Source organism: Corynebacterium sp. HMSC067D03 (assembly GCF_001811185.1).
Lineage (GTDB): Bacteria > Actinomycetota > Actinomycetes > Mycobacteriales > Mycobacteriaceae > Corynebacterium > Corynebacterium coyleae.
The window spans coordinates 80664-101470 of sequence record NZ_KV803780.1 but is presented as its reverse complement, the minus strand read 5'-3'; the positions used below and the strand labels follow the sequence as shown (position 1 = coordinate 101470).

General features: G+C 64.8%; 19 protein-coding genes. 11 read left to right on the top strand and 8 right to left on the bottom strand.

The features are described from left to right. Nucleotides 1-334: 334 nt before the first annotated feature. Entirely contained in the window at nucleotides 335-1921 is a 1587-nt protein-coding gene (dnaA, locus tag HMPREF2785_RS00425; RefSeq protein WP_070613775.1) for a chromosomal replication initiator protein DnaA, read from the bottom strand. A gap of 761 nt (nucleotides 1922-2682) precedes the next feature. On the opposite strand from dnaA, the gene rpmH reads away from it, so the two are divergent. The 7 genes from rpmH (at nucleotide 2683) to HMPREF2785_RS00390 (ending at nucleotide 7218) form a co-directional block, all read left to right on the top strand. Beyond that, nucleotides 2683-2820, top strand: a complete 138-nt coding sequence (rpmH, locus tag HMPREF2785_RS00420; RefSeq protein WP_070421912.1) for a 50S ribosomal protein L34 — start codon at nucleotides 2683-2685, stop codon at nucleotides 2818-2820. Nucleotides 2821-2835: 15 nt separating this feature from the next. Next, nucleotides 2836-3189 carry a ribonuclease P protein component gene (rnpA, locus tag HMPREF2785_RS00415; protein ID WP_070568233.1) on the top strand — a complete coding sequence of 118 codons (354 nt, stop codon included), beginning with the start codon at nucleotides 2836-2838 and terminating at the stop codon, nucleotides 3187-3189. Continuing rightward, nucleotides 3189-3476, top strand: coding sequence for a membrane protein insertion efficiency factor YidD (gene yidD, locus HMPREF2785_RS00410; protein WP_070421910.1), 288 nt, complete (start codon nucleotides 3189-3191; stop codon nucleotides 3474-3476). Before rnpA ends, yidD begins: the two co-directional genes overlap by 1 nt. 9 nt (nucleotides 3477-3485) lie before the next feature. After that, nucleotides 3486-4463, top strand: a complete 978-nt coding sequence (gene yidC / locus HMPREF2785_RS00405; protein WP_070483320.1) for a membrane protein insertase YidC — start codon at nucleotides 3486-3488, stop codon at nucleotides 4461-4463. A gap of 100 nt (nucleotides 4464-4563) precedes the next feature. After that, nucleotides 4564-5196, top strand: a complete 633-nt coding sequence (gene rsmG / locus HMPREF2785_RS00400) for a 16S rRNA (guanine(527)-N(7))-methyltransferase RsmG (protein WP_101732845.1) — start codon at nucleotides 4564-4566, stop codon at nucleotides 5194-5196. 27 nt (nucleotides 5197-5223) lie between these two features. Beyond that, a complete protein-coding gene (locus HMPREF2785_RS00395; RefSeq protein WP_092102887.1) occupies nucleotides 5224-6144 on the top strand; it encodes a ParA family protein in 921 nt (306 codons plus the stop codon). Between the two features lie 3 nt (nucleotides 6145-6147). Next, nucleotides 6148-7218 carry a ParB/RepB/Spo0J family partition protein gene (locus HMPREF2785_RS00390; protein WP_070613771.1) on the top strand — a complete coding sequence of 357 codons (1071 nt, stop codon included), beginning with the start codon at nucleotides 6148-6150 and terminating at the stop codon, nucleotides 7216-7218. A gap of 458 nt (nucleotides 7219-7676) precedes the next feature. Here the strand turns inward: HMPREF2785_RS00390 and HMPREF2785_RS00385 are convergent, their stop codons facing one another. From HMPREF2785_RS00385 to HMPREF2785_RS12120, 7 genes are all read right to left on the bottom strand, one after another. Further along, complete coding sequence (locus tag HMPREF2785_RS00385) at nucleotides 7677-8852, bottom strand: N-acetylmuramoyl-L-alanine amidase (protein WP_070613769.1); 1176 nt, start codon at nucleotides 8850-8852, stop codon at nucleotides 7677-7679. A 48-nt stretch (nucleotides 8853-8900) separates the two neighbouring features. Next, nucleotides 8901-9230, bottom strand: coding sequence for a thioredoxin (gene trxA / locus HMPREF2785_RS00380; protein WP_070421904.1), 330 nt, complete (start codon nucleotides 9228-9230; stop codon nucleotides 8901-8903). A 10-nt stretch (nucleotides 9231-9240) separates the two neighbouring features. Further along, nucleotides 9241-10254 (bottom strand): thioredoxin-disulfide reductase, encoded by a 1014-nt coding sequence (gene trxB / locus HMPREF2785_RS00375; protein ID WP_083284712.1) that lies wholly within the window; start codon nucleotides 10252-10254, stop codon nucleotides 9241-9243. 10 nt (nucleotides 10255-10264) lie between these two features. Continuing rightward, complete coding sequence (locus tag HMPREF2785_RS00370; protein ID WP_070421903.1) at nucleotides 10265-10831, bottom strand: RNA polymerase sigma factor; 567 nt, start codon at nucleotides 10829-10831, stop codon at nucleotides 10265-10267. A gap of 74 nt (nucleotides 10832-10905) precedes the next feature. After that, complete coding sequence (gene murJ, locus HMPREF2785_RS00365) at nucleotides 10906-14331, bottom strand: murein biosynthesis integral membrane protein MurJ (protein WP_070613767.1); 3426 nt, start codon at nucleotides 14329-14331, stop codon at nucleotides 10906-10908. Next, nucleotides 14328-16790, bottom strand: a complete 2463-nt coding sequence (locus HMPREF2785_RS00360; protein ID WP_070613765.1) for a DUF6049 family protein — start codon at nucleotides 16788-16790, stop codon at nucleotides 14328-14330. Before HMPREF2785_RS00360 ends, murJ begins: the two co-directional genes overlap by 4 nt. Continuing rightward, nucleotides 16787-17563: an NUDIX hydrolase gene (locus tag HMPREF2785_RS12120; protein WP_083284711.1), complete on the bottom strand. Its 777-nt coding sequence runs from the start codon at nucleotides 17561-17563 to the stop codon at nucleotides 16787-16789. Before HMPREF2785_RS12120 ends, HMPREF2785_RS00360 begins: the two co-directional genes overlap by 4 nt. Before the next feature lie 129 nt (nucleotides 17564-17692). Between HMPREF2785_RS12120 and HMPREF2785_RS00350 the strand changes: the two genes are divergently transcribed. From HMPREF2785_RS00350 to HMPREF2785_RS00335, 4 genes are read left to right on the top strand one after another with little or no spacing between them, the layout of a single operon-like run. After that, entirely contained in the window at nucleotides 17693-19117 is a 1425-nt protein-coding gene (locus HMPREF2785_RS00350; protein ID WP_246821121.1) for a CCA tRNA nucleotidyltransferase, read from the top strand. Next, nucleotides 19110-19718, top strand: a complete 609-nt coding sequence (locus tag HMPREF2785_RS00345; RefSeq protein WP_070613763.1) for a YqgE/AlgH family protein — start codon at nucleotides 19110-19112, stop codon at nucleotides 19716-19718. Before HMPREF2785_RS00350 ends, HMPREF2785_RS00345 begins: the two co-directional genes overlap by 8 nt. Next, on the top strand, nucleotides 19719-20438 hold the full coding sequence (locus tag HMPREF2785_RS00340; RefSeq protein WP_070613761.1) for an AzlC family ABC transporter permease: 720 nt from the start codon (nucleotides 19719-19721) through the stop codon (nucleotides 20436-20438). Beyond that, complete coding sequence (locus HMPREF2785_RS00335; RefSeq protein ID WP_070421897.1) at nucleotides 20439-20786, top strand: branched-chain amino acid transporter permease; 348 nt, start codon at nucleotides 20439-20441, stop codon at nucleotides 20784-20786. The last annotated feature ends 21 nt before the right edge of the window (nucleotides 20787-20807 follow it).

The window sequence follows — 20807 nt, the reverse complement described above, 5'->3', positions numbered from 1 at the left end:
CCGTTTGTACACATCTCGCTCCCCAGCCGGTCAAAGGCGTTTTGTGACCAAGATCGCCTAATTACAACGGTGTAATTACACAGGTGTGGATAGGTCTGTGGATAGATCTAGGTTGGGTGGGGTTTGGCGTGGTTTTGGTGTGTTGTTGAGGCTCCCTGGCTGACACATTCCGCCAGAATCTGTCAGCCGTCGGCATCGCTGCTGGTCAGAAATGAACCCTGACAAATTTTGTGAAGTTTGTCAGGAAACGCCGTGCGGGAGGCGCGACAACCACAAAAAAGGGAGCCCACCGGAGTGGACTCCCCTATTAACTCAACCCTATTAACTCAACCGCCTACCGCGCGCGGGCCCGGTTCTTCACCAGTTGCGTGAGCTCCTGGATCTCGTCGTAGGTGCCACGGTTTTCTGTCATTTCCTTGCGGATCTTGCGGTCGGCGTACATGACGGTGGTGTGGTCTTTGCCGCCGAACTCGTCGCCGATCTTGGGCAGTGACAGGTCGGTGAGTTCGCGGCAGAGGTACATGGCGATCTGGCGGGCGTGCGCTACCTGACGGGTTTTACCTGCGCCGACGAGCTGCTCCATGGTGACTTCAAAGTATTCCGCGGCGGCTTCTTTGATGGTGGCGGCGTTGATGTTCACGTCGCCTTCGTCGGGAAGAATGTCGCGCAGTGCTACCTGCGCAACTTCCATGGTGATTGGCTCGTTGATCAGCGAAGAGTAGGCGGAGACGCGGATTAACGCGCCTTCGAGTTCGCGGATCGACGACTCAAACTGCGACGCGATGAGTTCGAGCACGGCGTGGTCGACTTGGGTGCCGTCGGCGGCAGCCTTCTTCATCAGAATGGCGATGCGGGTTTCTAGGTCTGGTGGCTGAACGTCGGTGATCAGGCCGCCTTCGAAGCGCGTACGCAGACGGTCTTCCAGCGTGGTCAGCTGCTTCGGCGGGCGGTCGGACGACAGGATGATCTGCTTGTTTGCCTGGTGCAGCGCGTTGAAGGTGTGGAAGAACTCTTCCTGGGTGCCTTCTTTGCCTTCGAGGAATTGGATGTCGTCGACCATCAAAATGTCCAGGTTGCGGTAGCGCCGCTTGAAGGATTCTTGGCGGTCGTCGCGCACGGAGTTGATGTAGTCGTTGGTGAATTCCTCGGACGACACATATTTAATACGCAGCCCTGGCTGTAGGACGCGCGCGTAGTTGCCGGCGGCGTGCAGCAGGTGGGTTTTGCCGAGGCCGGAGCCGCCCCAGATGAAGAGGGGGTTGTAGGCCTTGGCGGGGTTTTCGGCGACGGCGACGGCGGCGCCGTTGGCGAAGCGGTTTGAGGAGCCGATGACGAAGTTTTCAAAGGTGTATTTCGGGTTGAGGCTGGCTTCGCGGTCGGGGTCGTGAGCTGGCTTTTCGCGCGGGATGCGGCGGTCCACTGTTGGATGAGCAGCTGCTTCTCGACGACGCCCCTCAACCTGAGCGGCATGCATCCGCGCCAGCTCATCGAGGCCCATTGGGATTTGTTCGCCGGCGGCGGGTTGTTCTGCTTCGTACTCCCCCGCCACGGTTTGGGATTGGCCCCAGGAGTGCTGCTGGACCGGCGGCGTGGGCGGCTGCACCGGTTCGGGTTCGGGTTGTGGTTCAGGCTCGGGCTCGGGTGCGGCGACGGAAACGGCCAGGTTGTAGGGCAGTCCGGTGTGGGAGGTCAGCAGCGCTGTGATGTGCGGGGAAAGGGAGTCTTCGACCACGTTTTTGGCGGCTTGGTGTGGTGCGGAGAGGAGGGCGTAGCCGTCGACAAGTACGACTGGCTTCATGAGCCGCAGGTAAGCGCGCTGCTGCGGGGTGAGTGTCGGGACCGAGGACGAGGGTTGCTCGGAGAGTCTGAGGAGTTCGTCGACGATGCCACGCCAAAGATCCTCGAGGTGTTGATCCGCCAAGGTCCGCTCCAGTCTGTCAATTTCCTGTAATTCCAAATTCACCGCTTGATCCACAAGCGCTGAGGATGATCGGCTTGGCTCTCACCTGCCGATCCACAATGTTATCCACAGGTGTGGACAGCTTCGCATTCGGGAGTTGTCCACAGGTGCATTTTCCTCTGTGGATAACTGTGTGAATTACAGAAACCTGACCTGCCCTGCGGAAATGACCGTCGAACCGGGAAAGTCTCAACCATTACTTCACAGTTATCCACAGGGCTGTGCATGAACAGCCTGTGTGATTGTGGTGTTGAAACATTGTTACCCCGCCCGACCTCGCAGTGTCTAACGTTTTGTCATTCACCAAACTGTGGACAACTCCTGTCGTCGAACATGTGTCCCCATACTCACAGCTGCTCCGCAGGAAACTTCGGCGATTCGTTGCCCGACCTGCGAAAAAACACAAGCTTGTAATTACGGGGGCACCCGTTCGGGCCAGATGAGAAACCCGGAGTGTTGATTTGGCCGCGGCCGCAAATCTCGCGTAGTCTTATCCCCGTCTTCACGCCAGTTACCCCTGGCGTGCTTCACGAGAGCACCGCCCCCGCCGGGCACCGGGCCGCTTACCAAGGCGAGCCGGCGAAGGCGCTGCACGCGACTGCGCACCGATCCACTGGTGCCGAACCGCAATCTCGACGCACTCGTTTCAACTTTGGAACGGCTACTACCCCGGGAGGCTTTCACGAGCCGTCGGCCGTTCATGACCGCACAAGGAGTCCACCGTGTCTAAGCGGACTTTCCAGCCGAATAACCGTCGCCGCGCACGCAAGCACGGCTTCCGCGCTCGTATGCAGACCCGCGCCGGCCGCGCAATCGTTTCCGCGCGCCGCAAGAAGGGCCGCGCGAACCTTTCCGCGTAGTCTTACGCAACCATCGTGCTACCCCGCCCGCACAAACTCACTTCATCCGCCGACTTCAAAACGGCGATGAAGCAGGGAGTGCGCGCGGGGTCTCGCACATTAATGGTCCATGTCTACCCACGCCCGGACGAGGTCATCACAGGTGGCCCACGTTTCGGGCTTGTGGTGTCTAAGCAGGTCGGCAACGCCGTGACCCGCCATGCGGTGTCGCGGAAGTTGAGGCATGTGGTGGTGCAACGTGGGGTCGTCGATAAGCTGCCGCGCAATTACGACGTCGTCATTCGCGCCCTGCCGAAGTCTGCCACCGCAACCAGCGATGACCTCGCGCGCGACATGGAGCGCGCCATTACCAAAGCGATGAACCGCTAATGGCGTACTACAACTTCGCCGGCGGCGAAATCCCCGCCGCCCGCGGACCGGCCGCCAAAGCGCTGGTCGGGCTGATTCGCGGCTACCAAAAATACCTCTCACCCCTTAAAATGGGCGGGACCTGTCGTTTTCTGCCGGTATGCAGCGCGTATGGGCTCGAAGCTGTGTCTCGGCACGGCGCTCTACGTGGTGGGATGCTGGCGGCGGCCCGGATCTGCAAGTGCGGACCCTGGCACCCGGGGGGCTACGACCCTGTCCCGGGCAGCATCGAATTGAGTGAGGAGTAACACCGAAACGTGCTGAATTTCATTTATTGGCCGATTTCCTGGGTGCTGAAGTTCTGGCACGAGGTTCTCGGCTTCATCCTTCCGAAGGATTCAGGTATTTCCTGGATCCTCGCCATCGTGCTGCTGACATGCACGGTGCGTCTGCTGCTGCTGAAGCCGATGGTGAACCAGATGCGGTCCACCCGCAAGATGCAGGAGATGCAGCCGCGGATGCAGGAAATCCGCGAGAAGTACAAGGGCGACCAGCAAAAAATTGCGGAGGAGACGCAGAAGCTCTACCGCGAGATGGGTACCAACCCGCTGGCATCCTGCATCGTGCCGCTGGTGCAGATGCCAATTTTTATTGGCCTGCTGCACGTGCTGCGTTCCTTCAACCGCACCGGTGACGGCGGCGTTGGTCTTGGTTTCACGGTTGAGCAGAACCGCAACACCGCCAACTACGCCTTCCCGCCGTCGGACGTGCAGTCCTTCCTGGACGCGGACTTCCTCGGTGTGCCGCTGTCGGCGTACATGTCGATGCCGGAGGAGATGTTCGCAGCCTTCGGTAACGCTGACCTGACGCGCGCGAACATCATCGCCGTCTGTGCCCCGCTGGTCGTGCTGTGTGCTGCGTTTACGCACTTCAACGCTCGCATCATGATCAACCGCCAGGCCGCCCGCAAGGCTGCCGGCAAGACCGCGAAGCCGCAGGGCGAGATGGCCGCGATGATGGAATCCCAGATGGGCATGATGAACAAGATGATGCTCTGGTTCTTCCCCATCATGATTCTGGCCACCGGTGTCATCTGGCACATCGGCCTGCTGTTCTACATGCTGACCAACAACGTGTGGACCTTCTTCCAGACCCGTTTCCTGAACAACAAGATGGACGCCGAGGAGGCTGCCGAGGAGGCCCGCAAGGTGGAGATGAAGCGCACCACCGCGCCTGCCCCGGGTGCCCGCAAGGTGGATCGCCGCACGAAGAAGCAGCGCAAGCAAGGCAAGTAAGCATTTGCTTATCGACGACGCCCCGGCTTCACCCGGGGCATTTTTCATGCCCATATATATGGTGTGGGGCCGTGTCGTGGAGCCGACTACAGTGTTGTGCATGTCGGATACGTCCCCTGCAGCCGCAGCCCAAGTTTTCGGAGATCGCCTCGCATTAGCCGAGGCCTACCACCAGTCGCTGGCCACCACAGCCGCCGAGCGTGGCTTTATTGGCCCCAAGGAAGTCGCGCGCCTGTGGGAGCGCCACATCCTGAACTGCGCGGTGATCTCGGAGGCCTTCCAAGAGGGGCTGAAGGTGGCTGACATCGGCTCCGGCGCCGGGCTGCCCGGCATCCCGCTGGCGATCGCTCGGCCGGACCTGAAGATCACGCTCATCGAGCCGCTGCTGAAGCGCTCCACCTACCTGCGCGAGATCACCGAGGAGCTCGGCCTGGACAACGTCACCGTCATCCGTGGCCGCGCCGAGGAGCAGCCGAAGGCATCCTTCGACGCCGTGACCTCCCGCGCCGTGGCACCCTTGGGCAAACTTGCCGGCTGGTCGCTTCCGCTGCTGCAGGGCGGTGGGGCCATGATCGCCATGAAGGGCGAATCCGTCGCCGAGGAGCTGGAACGCGACGCCAAGCTCATCGCCAAGGCTGGCGGTAAGGATCCCGAGATTCTCACCGTGGGTGCGACTACGCTTGAACAGCCAACCACCCTAATCCGCATCACCCGCAAGAAGAAGGGGGAATAAGTGGATCACTACGATGACACGCCTTTGATGGAGGAGGCGATGCGGGCGGCGAGGGTGTCGTCGAGAAGCGAAACGCTCCCGCGACCCGACCAGCCGCGCGTGATCACCGTTGCCAACCAAAAAGGCGGCGTCGGCAAAACCACAACCAGCGTCAACCTCGCGGCGTCACTGAGCCGCCAGGGCATGAAAGTGCTGGTGATCGACCTGGATCCGCAGGGCAACGCCTCCACCGCGCTCGGCGCCGAGCACACCTCCGGCACCACCTCCAGCTACGAGGTGCTCATCGGTGAGGCCGACGCCGCCGATGCCGTGCAGGCGCACGCAGACAACGAGAACCTGTTCTGCATCCCCGCCACCATCGACCTCGCCGGCGCGGAAATCGAGCTGGTGTCCATGGTGCGCCGCGAATACCGGCTGCACGACGCCATCCGCCGCGGTTTCATGCAAGAACACGGCTTCGACTACGTCTTCATCGACTGCCCACCCTCGCTCGGGCTGCTGACCATCAACGCGATGACCGCCGTCGACGAAGTACTCATCCCCATCCAATGCGAGTACTACGCACTCGAAGGCGTGGGGCAGCTGCTGGGCAACATCGGCATGATCCGCGAACACCTCAACCACAACCTGCACATCTCCGCGATCCTGCTGACCATGTACGACGCCCGCACGCGCCTCGCGGCCGACGTCGCCGACGAGGTCCGCGGCCAATTCGGCCAAGTTGTGCTGAACAACGTCATCCCCCGCTCCGTGAAGGTCTCCGAAGCGCCGGGCTACGGCCAGACCGTCATCGACTACGACCCCGGCTCCCGCGGAGCACTCGCCTACTTCGACGCAGCCAAAGAACTCGCGCTGCGCGGCGACTACCAACCCCACCCCACCACCGGCCCAATTGGCGTGAGCCCGGAAGTCTCCGCCCAACTCGACAGCTCTTCCGAGGAGGACTAAACCATGGCAGAACGCAAAGGCGGCCTCGGCCGCGGACTGGCAGCACTGATCCCGTCGGCACCCGCAGACATTGACAAGAACGGCAAAACCCCCGGCATCGGCGGCAACGCCTCCGACGTGATCTTCGGCAAGCAGGACAAGGGCGCTGGTTCTGGTGCTGCGAAGAAGGGAGCGCCTAAGGGGGCGCCGAAGGGTGCGCCGCGGGCTGTGAAGGGCGCGCCGACCGTTACTGCGAAGCAGGACAACGTCATGCAGCCGGTGCCGGTGGGCGCCCGATACCAGGAAATCCCGATCGGCCAGATCATCCCGAACCCGAAGCAGCCACGCCAGGTCTTCGACGAGGATGAGCTCGCCGAACTGGTCCACTCCATCCGCGAGTTCGGCCTCCTCCAACCCATCGTCGTACGCGACACCCCCGAAGGCTTTGAACTCATCATGGGCGAGCGCCGTTGGCGCGCCTCCTCCAAGGCAGGCCTCAAGCACATCCCGGCGATCGTGCGCGAAACCTCCGACGAGGACATGCTCCGCGACGCACTGCTGGAAAACATCCACCGCGTGCAGTTGAATCCACTCGAAGAAGCTGCCGCCTACCAGCAACTTCTCGACGAGTTCGGCGTCACCCAAGAACAACTCGCCGACCGGCTCGGCCGCTCCCGCCCCGTGATCACCAACGCGATCCGCCTGCTCAAGCTGCCGGTTCCGGTGCAGCGCCGCGTCGCCGCCGGTGTGCTGTCCGCCGGCCACGCCCGTGCGCTTTTGGGCATCAAACTTGGCGACGACACCACCGACGCCCAGGCCCAACTCGCCGACCGCATCGTCGCCGAAGGCCTGTCCGTGCGCGCCACCGAAGAGGCCGTATCCATGATCAACGCAGGCGGCAAGGTGCCCGACAAGCCGAAGCGCCAACCTCTCCCCCAGCCGGAGTACCTCACCCAGGCCGCCGACTCGCTTGCCGACATCTGGGACACCAAAGTCTCCGTCACCATGGGCAAGCGCAAGGGCAAGATCGTCGTCGAGTTCGGCGACAAGGACGACTTCGAGCGCATCATGGGGCTCATCCAAGGCACCGACTAGGGGTTTTAGGCGGCTGGTTTGGGCGGTTGGTTTGGGTCGCCTGTGCGCCCGCGGTGTCCGCATGCCCGCTGTCGGCCTGCCACGCTGCCTAGCGGTGTCCGCCACCGGCAGCCGGTTCTGACAGATTCTGCCGGACTTTGTCAGGGTCGTGTCTGACCTGCACGTTTACCTGCGGCTGACAGATTCTGCCGCAATGTGTCAGTGACTGGGTGCCGGCCGACGGGCGACGGGCGACTGCTGCCGCGATAGAGGTCGCGATCGAGGCCGTTGCCGCTCCCCTCACCAAAAAAGTTCCACGGAAATCGGCAGATCGCGTTAGGTCCGGGAACTATTTTCGGCCCGCGACGGCGCGACCTGGGTGAATTGAACTATTTGGGCCCGGAAAGCCGAAATAGTTCCCAGGACGGGAACTATTTGGGTAAAAGAGGCCTGGGAGGGCGCGAGAGCCGGGAGGGCGGTTAGGCCTGCTCTTCGCGCAGGAGCTCCTTGAAGGAGTAGGTGCCTGTCGGGCGGGTGTCGTGGTCCAGCAGGTAGAGGCGCTTCACGGCGACGACGACGGCTTCGGCGATGGCGTCGCGCTGGGCGGGGTCGGTAAGTACGGCCAGGTCGCCCGGGTTGGTGAGGTAGCCGGCCACGAGCTCCACCGACGGCATGCGGGTCATCCGCAGCATCTCCCAGGTGCGGGCGTGGTTTCGGCAATTCTGCAGGTCAGTGCGGGCGGCGATCTCGCGCTGGATGTAACCGGACAGGGTTTCGCCGGTCATCGAGGAGCTGCCGTGCTCGGAGCCGAAGTAGAAGGTGGCAACGCCGTTGGCCTTCTCGTTTGGGTAGGAATCCAGACGCAGTGAGATCAGCAGGTCGGCGTTGAAGCCGTTGGCCAGGTCGGCGCGGTGCTTGTTGGACGGGTTGTCGCCGCGCGGGCGGGACAGGATGGTTTCCATGCCGGTGGCGACCATGCGGCCCTCGATGCGCTGGGCGAGGTCCCAGAGGATCTCCTCCTCCGTGATGGGACCATACGGGCCCTCCACAACCAGGCCCTTGTCGGAACCACCGAGGTCAGGGTCGATGACTACGCGCTTACCGGCGAGGTTCGGGCCGGCCTGGCGGACGGTTTCGCGCTCACGGATCGCCTGGGCGGAACCTCCGGTGATGCGGCGGCCAAGCAGGGACAATGCATGCAACGTGTCGGGGCCGCAGACACCGTCGTCCTCCAAACCGGAGTTCAACTGGTAGTTCATCAACGCTTCGTAGGTCGCGGGGCCGAAGCGGCCGTCGATGCGGTTGGCGTAGAAGCCGAGCTCGTGAAGCTGTGTCTGCAGCTGACCCACGTCGTCGCCGACCATTTCTTGGCCCGGCTGGTAGCTCAGCACGCGTGCGCCCAACGTGTAGGAGGCTTCGCGCAGCTCGCGAAGCGTCAGGTCGTCGATGGAGCCAGACGGCAAAATGCCGCGAGATTGTTGGAAGGCTTTGAGGGCTTCGGCGAGGGTGTCGTCGAAAAGCATCTCGCTTTCGGTGAAGCGACGCGTGCTATCGATTTCGCCTTCGTATCCGTCGAGGAGACCGAGGCGGGCCAGCGACAACCGAACCTCGGCAACCCGCGTGCTGGAGTCGCCAACGTGCAGCAAGTCTTGCACTAAGCACCTAACTTTCCCGGTCGAAAAAACAAAACCAACTACAACAGCTTACGCGTCGAGCTGCGCCTGGATCTTAGCGACGATCTCCGACTTCGGACGCAGACCCACAAACTCATCGACGCGCTTACCGTCCTTGAACAGCAGCACGGTCGGAATGGACATGACCTGGAACATTGCGCCCAGGGTGCGCTCGTTGTCCACGTTGACCTTGGCTACCTTAACCTGGCCTGCCATCTCCGACGCGATCTCATCGAGCAACGGGGAGAGTTTGCGGCACGGGCCGCACCACTCTGCCCAGAAGTCCACGAGAACCGGGGTGTCGGACTCGATGACCTCGCTCTTGAAGGTGGCCTGGGTGACATCTACTGGTGCGCTCATGGCCGTTAGTTTACAGCTCCGCGAGATAGTGCTGTGCGTCCAACGCGGCACGGCAGCCCGAACCAGCCGCCGTGATGGCCTGACGGTAGGTCTTGTCCACCAGGTCACCGCAGGCGAACACGCCGGCGACGCTGGTGCGTGTCGACGGATCCTCCACCGACACGTAACCGCCCTCGTCTACAGCAACCTGGCCCTCCAGGAAGCCGGAACGCGGATCGTGGCCAATAGCAACGAACAACGCGGTGGCATCCAGGACGGACTCTTCGCCGGTTTCCACGTTGCGTACGTTCAGTCCGCCAACCTTGCCGTCTGCCTCAACGACGGACTCGACGACGGTGTTGGTGACAAACTCGATCTTCTCGTTCTGTCGCGCGCGCTCCAGCATGATGGCGGAGGCACGGAAGTTCTCCGAACGGTGGATCAGGGTGACCTTGTAGCCAAACTTGGTCAGGAAGGTTGCTTCCTCCATTGCGGAGTCGCCACCACCGACGACGGCGATGTGCTGGTCTTTGAAGAAGAAACCGTCGCAGGTGGCGCAGGTGGACACGCCACGGCCGGTCAGTTCGGCCTCGCCCGGGATGCCCAGGTGGCGTGGGGCTGCACCGGTGGCAAGGATGACGGCGCGGGCGTGGAACTCCTCGTCGTCCACGAACACTTTCTTAATCTCGCCGGAGAAGTCCACGCGGTCTACCAGTTCAGGGCGCAGGTCTGCACCAAACTTTTCGGCCTGCTCGCGCATGTTGCCCATCAGGTCTGGGCCGAGCACGCCCTCGGGGAAGCCGGGGAAGTTCTCCACGTCGGTGGTGTTCATGAGTTCGCCGCCGAACTCGTAACCCTCGAATACGAGGGGCTTGAGCTCGGCGCGAGCGGCGTAGAGCGCGGCGGTGTAGCCGGCCGGTCCGGAGCCGATGATGATCACATCGTGGATGGTGTCTACATCGGTGCGGGCGGTGGCGGGTTCCGTTGCGGAATCGCCGCTTTCGTCGGTCTGCGGGGTAACGAAATTGAATCCGGAGAAGTTCATATCGGTGAGTCTAGCTGCTTGTTAACCTCTCCCCGATTGCTGCAGCTACTGCCTCCCGGGCACGGTATCTCCGGGACTTCACGGTGCCCGGTTTCACGCCTAATTCGTGGGCGGCGTGCTCGACGGACATGCCTGCGACATCGATCAGCCACAGTGCCTTACGCTGCCCCGACGGCAACACGTTGAGCGCCTGGCGCATCGCGATGGTGCGTTCCATGGCCTCCATGGGGTTGTAGGCGAGGTATTTGTTCATGTCGCTGCTGACGGCCACGGCGTCGTCGTCAAGACTCGCCTGTGCGCCCGCGCGCGTGAACTTGCGTTGGTGGTCGATGGCGGCGTTGATGGTCATGCGGTGCAGCCACGTGGATAGCTTCGCTTCCCCGCGGTAGGTGTGCAGGCTGCGTGCCGCCTTGAAGAACGCGTCCTGGACGATGTCCTGCGCGTCTTGGTCGTTGCGCGTGTAGTTGCGGGCCACGTAGTACATGGCTTTGTGGTGGCGTTTGACGATCTGCCTGAACGCTCGTCGGTCCCCGTCGAGGTATTGGGCGACTAGAGCCCGGTCATTGCGGTAATCCATGATTCCCCCCAGAAAAGTGTTGACCCCCAGTGTGCACGACCCCCGCCCCGAAGGGAAGGGGTCAATTGCACAATCTATTGGACATCCACATGCCCTGCTAACGAAACTTCCGAAATTTCGAGCGGTTTCTGTTCCGCCGGGGTGAAGGAGATGATGACCTCGGTCAGCGCGCCGGTGTAGTCCACATCGGCACTGATCTGGCCGGTGCGCACCGTGCCCTCCGACAGCACCACAGGCGCTTGACCACCCGCGGGCACGCCGGAGATGGTGAAGGTTGCGCCGGTTGCGCCGGAGGCGTCGATAAGCACTTGCTCGAGGTCGAACGGCTGACCGTTGCTTTGCTTGACGACGAGATCCCCTCCGACCTCCCACTTCGTGGCCCGATCACCGTCAACGGCGGCGTGAGCATCAGAGCCGGAAGAGCCAGCAGAGCCAGCGGCAGTGGCCTCCAGCGGTGCGATGAGCACGGGTACGCGTGGGGCGGGCGCCACGGAGGATGTCGCGACGGCTTCCTCTTCTTCCTCCCCGGAGACGATGTCCACCAGGTAGGTCGTCAGCACACCGATCGCCACTGCGGCAGCCACGGCCACCAGGGTGACCAGCGCGATTGTCAACGGCTTGGTGCGGCCGCTGCCGAAGCCACCGTGGATGACGTCCGGGTCCTCCACGTGCTCGGGCACGGGCTCGACGGACTCGGGCACCTCGACGACGGGGATGGTGTCGGTCGGGGTGTCGTCTTCCTCGCTGTGGCGGCGCGAGCCCGGCAGGTTGGCTGCTTCCTTCAGGGCGGTGGCGATTTCGCGGAAGGCGGCTTGGTCGACGGCGTCGGCGTCGACAAGCGCTCGCGTGCGTGCGGTGATCTCGGCGAGGTCGTCGGAGGTGACGTTGGAGGTCAGCAACTCCAGGGCGGCGGCGAACGCCTCGGCGTCGGTCGGCTTTGTCGCATCCGGCAGGACGGCCGGGAATGCGAGGCGCACGATGCCGTCTGTATCAATACGCAACTGCTGGCGGTTGTCCAGACCCAGCGGCACGCCGGCCTCGTGCGCGGTGGCCAGCGCAGCAGCCAGCGGCACGAGTGCATTGGCGACGGCCTCCGTGTGCAGCGTCTGGCCCGACTCCGCAACAGCCTTCACCGAGGAGCCCTCGATCCAGTCGGACACCACAACGGCGCCGGAGCGGAACGACAGGATCTCCACGTGGTCCGGCAGCGCCGGCAGGTGCATGTTGACCAGCTGGCGGGTACGGCGCGCGATACCGGCGGCCTGGAGGGCGGCCTCGCGCGGGGTGGCGGGCGCCATGGGGGCGGCACCGGTGGTGTCCACGAACGTCAGGGCGACGTCCCGTCCGGTGGCAATCTCGCGGGCCTGCCAGAAGCGTGCGCTGGAGGTGGCGCCGTGGTCGCGGATGAGGCGGAACCGGCCGTCGGACACGGACGCACCTGGCACAAGGCGTGGGCCGCGGACGACACCGGCGGACATCGGCGGTGGTACCGGGGAGGCGTTGAAGGTGTCGGCGGCGAGGAACTGGTTGGACATCTCGCGCGGGTCCACCTGGCCCACTTCGAGGCCGCGGTCGGCATCCGCGGTGATGAACCGGCCCAGGCCCGGAATGCGGCCCACGGCGGAGCCCAGGTTCTGCACCTCAGGCAGGCCGGAGCGCGACAGCACGACGCCGGTGACGATGAGGAACAGCACGCCGAGCAATGCGATCTCGATCAGCGATCCCAGCGACGGCGCACCGATCATGCGCCCAAGGGCTTCCGGGAGGTGGAGGCCGGCGACGTCGCGAAGCAACCAGCGCACGCCGAACACCGCGGCAACACCGACGGCGGACGCACCGATGGCCCACAGGGACGTGCGTAGCACCTCACGGAACTGCAGGGTGCCAAGCTTGCGGCGCAGTAGCAGCGCACCGATGATCGCGCCGGCCACGAAGCCGAACCCGTTCGCGGCGCCCAGCAGGATGACCACGTGGCCCGGCTCGCTGGCGATGGTCGGCGCCAGCATGGACAGCGCAATTTTGGTGCCGGTGATGCCGGCGATGATGAACGTCGGCGTCCAGGCCTCCTCGCGCGCGTAGAACACACGCAGGTGCAGCATGACCAGCGCGTACGGGATGAGCGTGAACGCGGCGGCGCTGATGGTCAGGCCGAGGGTGTAGGCGGCTTCGTCGCTAAATGAGCCGTAGGCGAACAGGGCGCTGGCGATGTCAGGGCCGAGCGCCGTCATGAACACGATGATCGGCAGCAGGGCGATAAACGTCAGTTTGGTGCCCATGGTCAGGTCGTGCACAACGGCCTTGTCGTCGCCATCGGCGGCGTTGCGCGACAGGCGCGGCATGATCGCGGTCAGCAGGGTCACGCCGATGATGCCGTATGGCATCTGCAGCAGCATCCAGTGCTGTTGGTAGATGAACTGTGCCGCCGGGTCCGCCGCGAACGCGATGCGGGTGGTGATCACGTAGCCCAGCTGGCTGATCGCCACGTAGGTGATGATGGCCAGGGCCATGCCGCCGAACTGCTTGAGGCGCTCGTCGATACCCCACAGCGGTCGCAGGTCGATGCCCAGTTTCCGCAGTGCGGGCAGCATGATCAGGCACTGCACCACTACGCCTGCGGTGGTGCCCAGGCCAAGCAGCAGGACGTGCGGATTGCTTATCGACGACGGCGCCGCCGGATTCAACGTCCCCGGCAACGCCATATACGCCACCAGCACGGCGATGGAGACGACGTTGTTCGCCACCGGCGCCCACGCGCCTGGCCGGAAGTGTTCCTTCGTGTTCAGGATTGCCATGAACAGGGAGAACATGCCGTAGAAGAAGATCTGCGGCAGCAGCAGGTAGGCAAAGGATGTGGTTTGGACGAGGTTGCCTGTGGAGTCCTCGTCCAGCATCATCTCGGTCAGCCACGGCGCGCCGACGACGGCGAGCAGCGTGACCACCGTCATCAGTGTGAGCGTGAGCGTGAACAGGCGACGGATGAAGGCGGCGCCGTGGTCGGCGTCCTCTTTCTCCGCGCGGACCAGCACCGGCACGACCAGTGCGGTGAGCACCGATCCGAGCACGATCTCGGTGATCAGGTTCGGCAGCGTGTTGGCGGTGTTGAACGCGGAGGCGACAACCTCGCCGAGCGCCGCACCGATGAGCACGGTGCGGATGAAGCCGGTGATGCGCGAGATCAGCGTGGCAATTGCCATGGAGCCGGTGGCGCGGACGACCTTTTCGCCCTCGCTGGGTTCGGTGTCCTCGGCAGGCTCGGCGGGCTCGGCGACCGCAACGCTTGTCGCGGCTGTGGCGACAGCGGCGGCGTCGTCAGCCGTCGGCGGCGGGGCGATGGTCTCGCCCTTGGGGCTGGTGGTCAGCAGGGACTTGTCCGGCAGGCCGGTTGCCGCCGGGGTGGGCGGCTTCGGCTCGCGCGGGGCCGGTACTGGCGCCGGTGGTGCCGGGGCGACGATGCGGCGGCGCAGGCCAGCCTCGGGCTGGCTGTTGTCCTGTGCTGTCACGGCTGTCTCCGTTCACGTGGGTTGCTGGGTGGTGGGCGTTTGGTTGGGCGCCTGTTCGGCGGTGCTTTCCTGCGGGTGATGAGCAGGAGCGCCAGCATCGCGGCGATCAGCGCGCCGGCGAGCGCCCACCCGCCGAGTTGGAGCCCGGCAGTGCGCACGGAGATGTCCACCGGGCGCGAGATCGGTTGGGCCGAGGCACCCGCGAGGTAAAGCTGCAGGTCGGTGCCGCGGTTGTTGTCGGGCAGGTCGGCGATCATCTGGACGGTGACGGAGCCGCGTGCGGGGATTTTCAGCGTCCCCGGCACGTTCAGTTTCGCGCCCTCGGGCCCCCAGTATCGGATCTGGGTTTGGACCGGCAGCGGCATGCCGTTTTGGGCGACGATGAGCAGTGGGCTTGACGACGACGCCCTGGTGTACACGTTTCCCGGCGGAATCAACGTCACGGAATCGCGCAGATCGTTCAGCGTTGCCCGGCTGGCGGCGAGGCGGTCGCCGGTGGCGCGCACGGCGTCGTCGTAAAGCGAAAGTGCCCTGCGTCTGTTGGTGCTGAGCGCGACGAGCATGTCGCGGCGCAGCGGCAGGGTGAAGCCGTAGCGGGTCAGCGCGATGGCCGGGTCGGGGGCCATGAGCGCGGTGATGTCGTTGATGAAGCTGTTTTGCTGTGTGACCTGCAGGATTTCCGCGTCGGTGAAGGCGGCGGGGTCCGAGAATGTGGCCGTGGTGTCGGCGGGTGGGACCTCCGGCGGGGCGGCGAGGTAGTCGCCGAACGAGATCGGGCGGGAGGTTCCGTCGGCGATCAGGCCCGCGACCGTGCCCAGGAGCACCGCGGCGGTTTTCGCGTCCCACGTTGCCGGCGGGTTGATCATCACGGGTTGGGTCGGTGCGTCGCCCTCACCCGTGGTGGCGCTCTGGGCGGCAAGCCGCATTGCTGCTGCGGCGTTCACATCGCGCGCGGTATTGGAATCCCGGGTGTAGTCGAAACGCAGGCCCGGGTTGGAATACCCCGGCGTGTCCGGGTACTCCCCCGTCGCCGCTAGCACCGCGGCCAGCGAATCCTGGTACCCGACCTCCATCACGCCGGCAGTGTTCCACGTGAAACGTTGCGCATCCGCAGGCTTTGCGACGAGCACCTGCACCGGCACCTCCGGCACCGGCGCCGCCGCGCCCGAGAAGTCTGCGAGCTCCGCGCGTTCGAGCGCGCTCTGGTGGGAGTTGGCTTCGGCGTCGGGCGCGCTGTCAGCTTGGGCCGCCTCCCACGCGGCGTGCATCCCGCCGTCGAACACCGTGGAGCGGGTGTGGTCCGCCCAGCCAAGCGCCGGCCCGGCGCCCGCCTCGATGTAGCCGGTGCCGGCGACCACCGTATTGATCGTGCCTGCCGTGCCCAGCACCCGCTGCAGCACAAACGGGCCGCGCTCGACGGCCTCGCGCATCAGCCACGGATCACCCGTACGCGCCACCGCGTTGAGGTCCGCGTTCGCCCACGGCAGCGCCACGGTGCAGCCGGTCGCGGCGATCTCGCGCACTTTGTCCAGCCACGCCTTCGCGTCCTCGGCCCCGGAACCTGGGGTGCGGTGCGTGTCGTCGTTCGAACCCCAGCTGTCGCGCAGACGCTTCGGTTCCTCCACCACGGCGGGGCGCGAATCACTGACGGTGTAGCCGCCGGTCATGCGGTCCACTGTGTCCACCAGCGCCGGGTCGAGCGCCATGCAGGTGGCGTAGCCAACCTCAGGGGTTTCCACCGCCTTGCGGTACTGCTCCACCAGGGTGTCCAAGCGCCCGCCGGGCGCGAGTTGTTCCGCCAGTGCGTCGCTCTGCAGCACCAGCGGCGGGTCCTCGGGGGCCTCGCCGGTCTCTCCCGGCACGATATTCACCGGAGCGGAGACCGGGTACAGGGCGGTCAGCCCGCCCGGTTCGACGTCGTCGGCCGACCCGCGCACGGCCAAGTGGAAGCGGTCGGTGTCCAGGGTGGCGCTGGTGTCGTCGATAAGTTGCAGCATCATCGGGTACACGCCGATGCCGCCGGGCGCGGTCATCTGCAGCGACAGCTCGGCGCTTTCGCCGGGGCGCAGCCGGGTATCCACGACCACCTCGTCGCCCACAACGCTGTACTCCCCCACCCCGGCGACGGCGGCCACGCGCTGCTCGGAGACGGAGCCCACCGGCGCGGCGCGACGCGTGAGCACTTTGAGGCCCTCGAGGGTTGTGTCGGTCTGATTGGTCACGCGAAGTTTCACGTGAAACGGATCGTGCGCGGAGACGACTGCGGGGGCGTCGATAAGCGACACGCGCGCGAGCTGGCCCTCACCCGGGCGCACCGCCGGGTTGACCCACTGCTCCGCAACCTCAGGGTTCTTCGGGCTCACCGGCACCGCAGGCACCGCGCGAGCCGGGGTCGCTGACGGGACCGCCAGCGCCACCGCAACCGCGGCCGCAGCTAGACGGGAAATCGGCCGAATCATCGCGGGGTAGACCTTCCGGCGGCGACTTCCTTCCGAGCCAGCTCAGGCATCCGGTCAAACGCGATACGCGCCAGTTTGCGCTCGTCGGCATACGCAAGGTGCTCCATCAACTCGCTCATGGGCACCCAGGCCACTTCGGTGACCTCCGGGTCTTCGTCGTTAAACACGCCGTCCACAAACCGCAGCAGGTTGTGGTGCACCGTCTTGTGGATCCGTACTCCGTCGGACACAAACCAGTAATCAATGGTGCCCAGGGTGTCGAAGGCCTCGCCGGTAATACCGGTCTCCTCCCAGACCTCACGCTCTGCGGTGCGCCACTGGTGCTCGCCATCCTCGACGTGGCCCTTCGGCATCGACCACAACAACCGCCCACGGCGATCCAGCCGGCCAATCAGCGCGACGTAGATGCGGCTCATGTCTACCTTGCCGTCCGGGCCGACAGCCTCCGCCATACCGGAGACCACCAGACCACCGGCCGAGGTCTCGTCGCGCACCTCCATCGAAGAGTCGTGCTGGCGGTTGTACTGCGAATGACGGCGATGCTGGTTGCGGTTTCGGTTCCGCTGATTCCCGCGCCCGCCCCTCCGGCGGTTGTTCGGGTTACGGCGACGGTGTTGCTTCTTCTTCGGCTTGTCGCCGCCTTCTGATTGGTTCTTGTCTTGGCCCTGCTGGTTTTTATTCTGGCCGCCGCGGCGCTTCCGCGGACGACGCCGCCCGCCGGATCCCCCCTTACCGCTGGGGGGACCCGGTACAGGCCGCGTGTTGTCACTCATTCGTGCCATGCTATCCGGCTTCAGGCCGGTTGTGGTACTCCACGCGCGGGGGTGGCGGGTATCGTGTCCAAGGTGACAAAGCTTTTCGACATGCCCGATCCGAACGACCCACTTGCCCCCGCCGCGTTGATGGCCCGAGCGCAGGGGGTCGTCGAGAAGCAATCTGCCCTGCTGGAGCCGCTTGCCCGACTCTTCGCCGAGCGCGGCGAGTCCTTATATATTGTTGGCGGTTCCGTCCGCGACGCCATGCTGGGCCGCGGGGTGCACGATTTGGACTTCACTACCTCCGCCCGACCTGCGGTTATCCAGGAAATTCTCGCGGAGTGGGGCGAGAAAGTGTGGGACACCGGCATCGAGTTCGGCACCGTCTCCGCGATCCGGCACGGCGAAACCGTGGAAATTACGACGTTCCGCTCCGATCTTTACGACGGCGTCACCCGCAACCCCGAAGTCACCTTCGGCGACACCCTCGAAGGCGACCTCGTGCGCCGCGACTTCGCCTGCAACGCGATGGCCATCGAGCTCTCGCTTGTCGACGACCACCTCGCCCCCACCTTCCACGACCCCGTCAACGGCCTGTCTGACCTGGTCGTGGGCGTGCTGGACACCCCGCAGGAGCCGGAGGTGTCGTTCCGCGACGACCCGCTGCGCATGCTGCGCGCCGCCCGCTTCGTCTCCCAACTGGGCTTTACGGTGGCCGACCGCGTCTTCGACGCCATGCGCGACATGGCCGGTGAGATCCAGCGCATCACCGTCGAGCGCGTCCAGGCTGAACTGGACAAACTCATGCTTGGCGCCCGGCCATGGGAAGGCATCGACCTGCTTGTGGCCACCGGTGTTGCCGAGTACATCCTGCCCGAGATCCCCGCCCTGCAACTCGAGACCGACGAGCACATGCAGCACAAGGACGTCTACCGCCACTCCCTGACCGTGCTGCGCCAGGCCACCGAACTTGAAGACGCGGACGAAGGCCCTGACCTGAAGCTGCGCTGGGCGGCGCTCATGCACGACATCGGCAAACCCGCCACTCGCGCGCCGAAGGAAGGCGGCGGCGTGACCTTCTACCACCACGAAGTGGTCGGCGCGAAGATGACCCGCAAGCGCCTCAAGGCCCTGAAGTACCCGAAGCACGTCATTTCCGACGTGGGCCAGCTCGTGTTCTTGCACATGCGCTTCCACGGCTTCGGCGAGGGTCAGTGGACCGATTCTGCCGTGCGCCGCTACGTCACCGACGCCGGCGAATTGCTGCCTAAGCTTCACAAACTCGTTCGGGCCGACTGCACCACCCGCAACCCCAGGAAGGCCGCGCGCCTCCAGCGCACCTACGACCACCTGGAGGAGCGCATCGCCGACATCGCCGCCAAGGAGGACCTCGCTCGCGTGCGCCCGGACCTGGATGGCAACGAGATCATGCAGATCCTCGGCCTCAAACCGGGCCCGGAGGTTGGCAAGGCGTGGAAGTATCTGAAGGAACTGCGCCTCGAGCGTGGCGAGCTCGACCACGACGAGGCCGTCGCCGAACTCAAAACCTGGTGGGAGAACGAGAATGCCTGAGTACTTCTACGCCGATCGCCTCTTCAACGCCCTGGAGCGTGTTGATCCCGAGCCGGGCATGTTGCTCGTCGCCGCTCCCGGCATGTACTCCCCCGAGTTCGCCCGCACCGTGGTGCTCATCATCGAGCAGAGCGCGGATCGCACCCTCGGCGTCGTGTTGAACCGACGCAGCGAGACCGCCCTGGCGAACGTGATCCCCGCGTGGGCCGACCTCGCCGCAAAGCCGCAGGCCGTGCACATCGGCGGGCCCGTCCGCCCCGAGGCCGCAGTCTGCCTCGGCGTCACCTCCCCCGGCGTGGACATCGACGCTAACCCGTACTTCCAGCGCATGGCCAACCGCCTCGTGCTGCTCAACCTCAACGTTGAACCGGAGCTTGTCTCCGCCGACATCGACGGCGTCCGCATCTTCGCCGGCTACGCCGAGTGGGAGCCGGGCCAACTCGACGACGAGATCCTCCGCGGCGACTGGTTCGTTGCCCCCGCACTGCCCTCCGACGTGATCGCTCCGGCGGGTGCGGATTTGTGGGGGGACGTGATGCGTCGCCAAGCAATGCCCTTGCCTCTGTTTGCCACCTTCCCGGCGAATCTGGAGGACAACTAATTGGGTGTTTCACGTGAAACAAAGCGGCAGATCCGCCTCGGCCTGAAGGACTCGTGGCTCGTCTGCCTCGGTTTGGTGCCGCTCGGGCTGGCGTTCGGGTTGCTGGTTACGCAAGCCGGTTTCGCATGGTGGTGGGCTCCGATCTTCTCCATGATCATCTATTCCGGCTCGATGGAATTCCTCGCCATCAGCATGGTGACCAGCGCGTTCGGCGTGTTCTCCTCCGCGCTGACCGCGTTCATGGTGAACTTCCGCCACATCTTCTACGGCCTCACCTTCCCCCGCGACGTCGCGCGCCCGGGCCTGCCGCGCCTGTACCTCACCTACGGCGTGACCGATGAGCTCTACGCCCTGACGTCCACGCTCGTCGCTAATGGCACGCGCCTGACTCATGCCCGCTTGATGACCAGCGCGATGCTGATCAACGCGTCGTGGATCCTGCCGGGCATCATCGGCGCACTCGTGGGCAACCTCATCCCAGAGGACATCGAAGGCTTCGAATTCGCTCTCACCGCCCTGTTCGCCGTCCTCGCCTACGAGGCATTCCAAAGCAGCAAGGACCTCTCCGCCCCACTCATCGCCGGCGCGCTGGCCGTGGTCGCGGCGTTCATCTTCCCCGACCAGATGATCATCATCGGCCTCCTCGCCTACTTCGGCGTGCTGTTGCTGCGGTTCTGGGCACCGCGTATCGACGACCTCCTCACCTGGCAGGTGAAATAAATGAGCACCCTCGGACTCCCCGACGGCGTCACCCTCGGCATGGCGGCCGCCGTGATCATCCCGGCCGGCATCGTGACGTTCCTGCTGCGCGCCCTGCCGTTCGCGCTCACGCGGTACCTCAAGGGCAGCCCGTTCATCGACTTCCTTGCCGTCCTCATGCCCGTCGGCGTGATGACCGTCCTGGTCGTGTACACCATCGCCGGCGAAGCCGGAAACCCCGGCCGCTTCTGGTCCGCCCTCGCGGCTTTGGTGATTACGTTCGTGCTCCACGCCTGGCGACGCCGCGCCGACCTCTCCATCTTCGCCGGCACCGCCGTGTACATGCTGCTGGTGAATCTGGTGGTGTGAGGGGTTCGCCCGTTTTGTTGT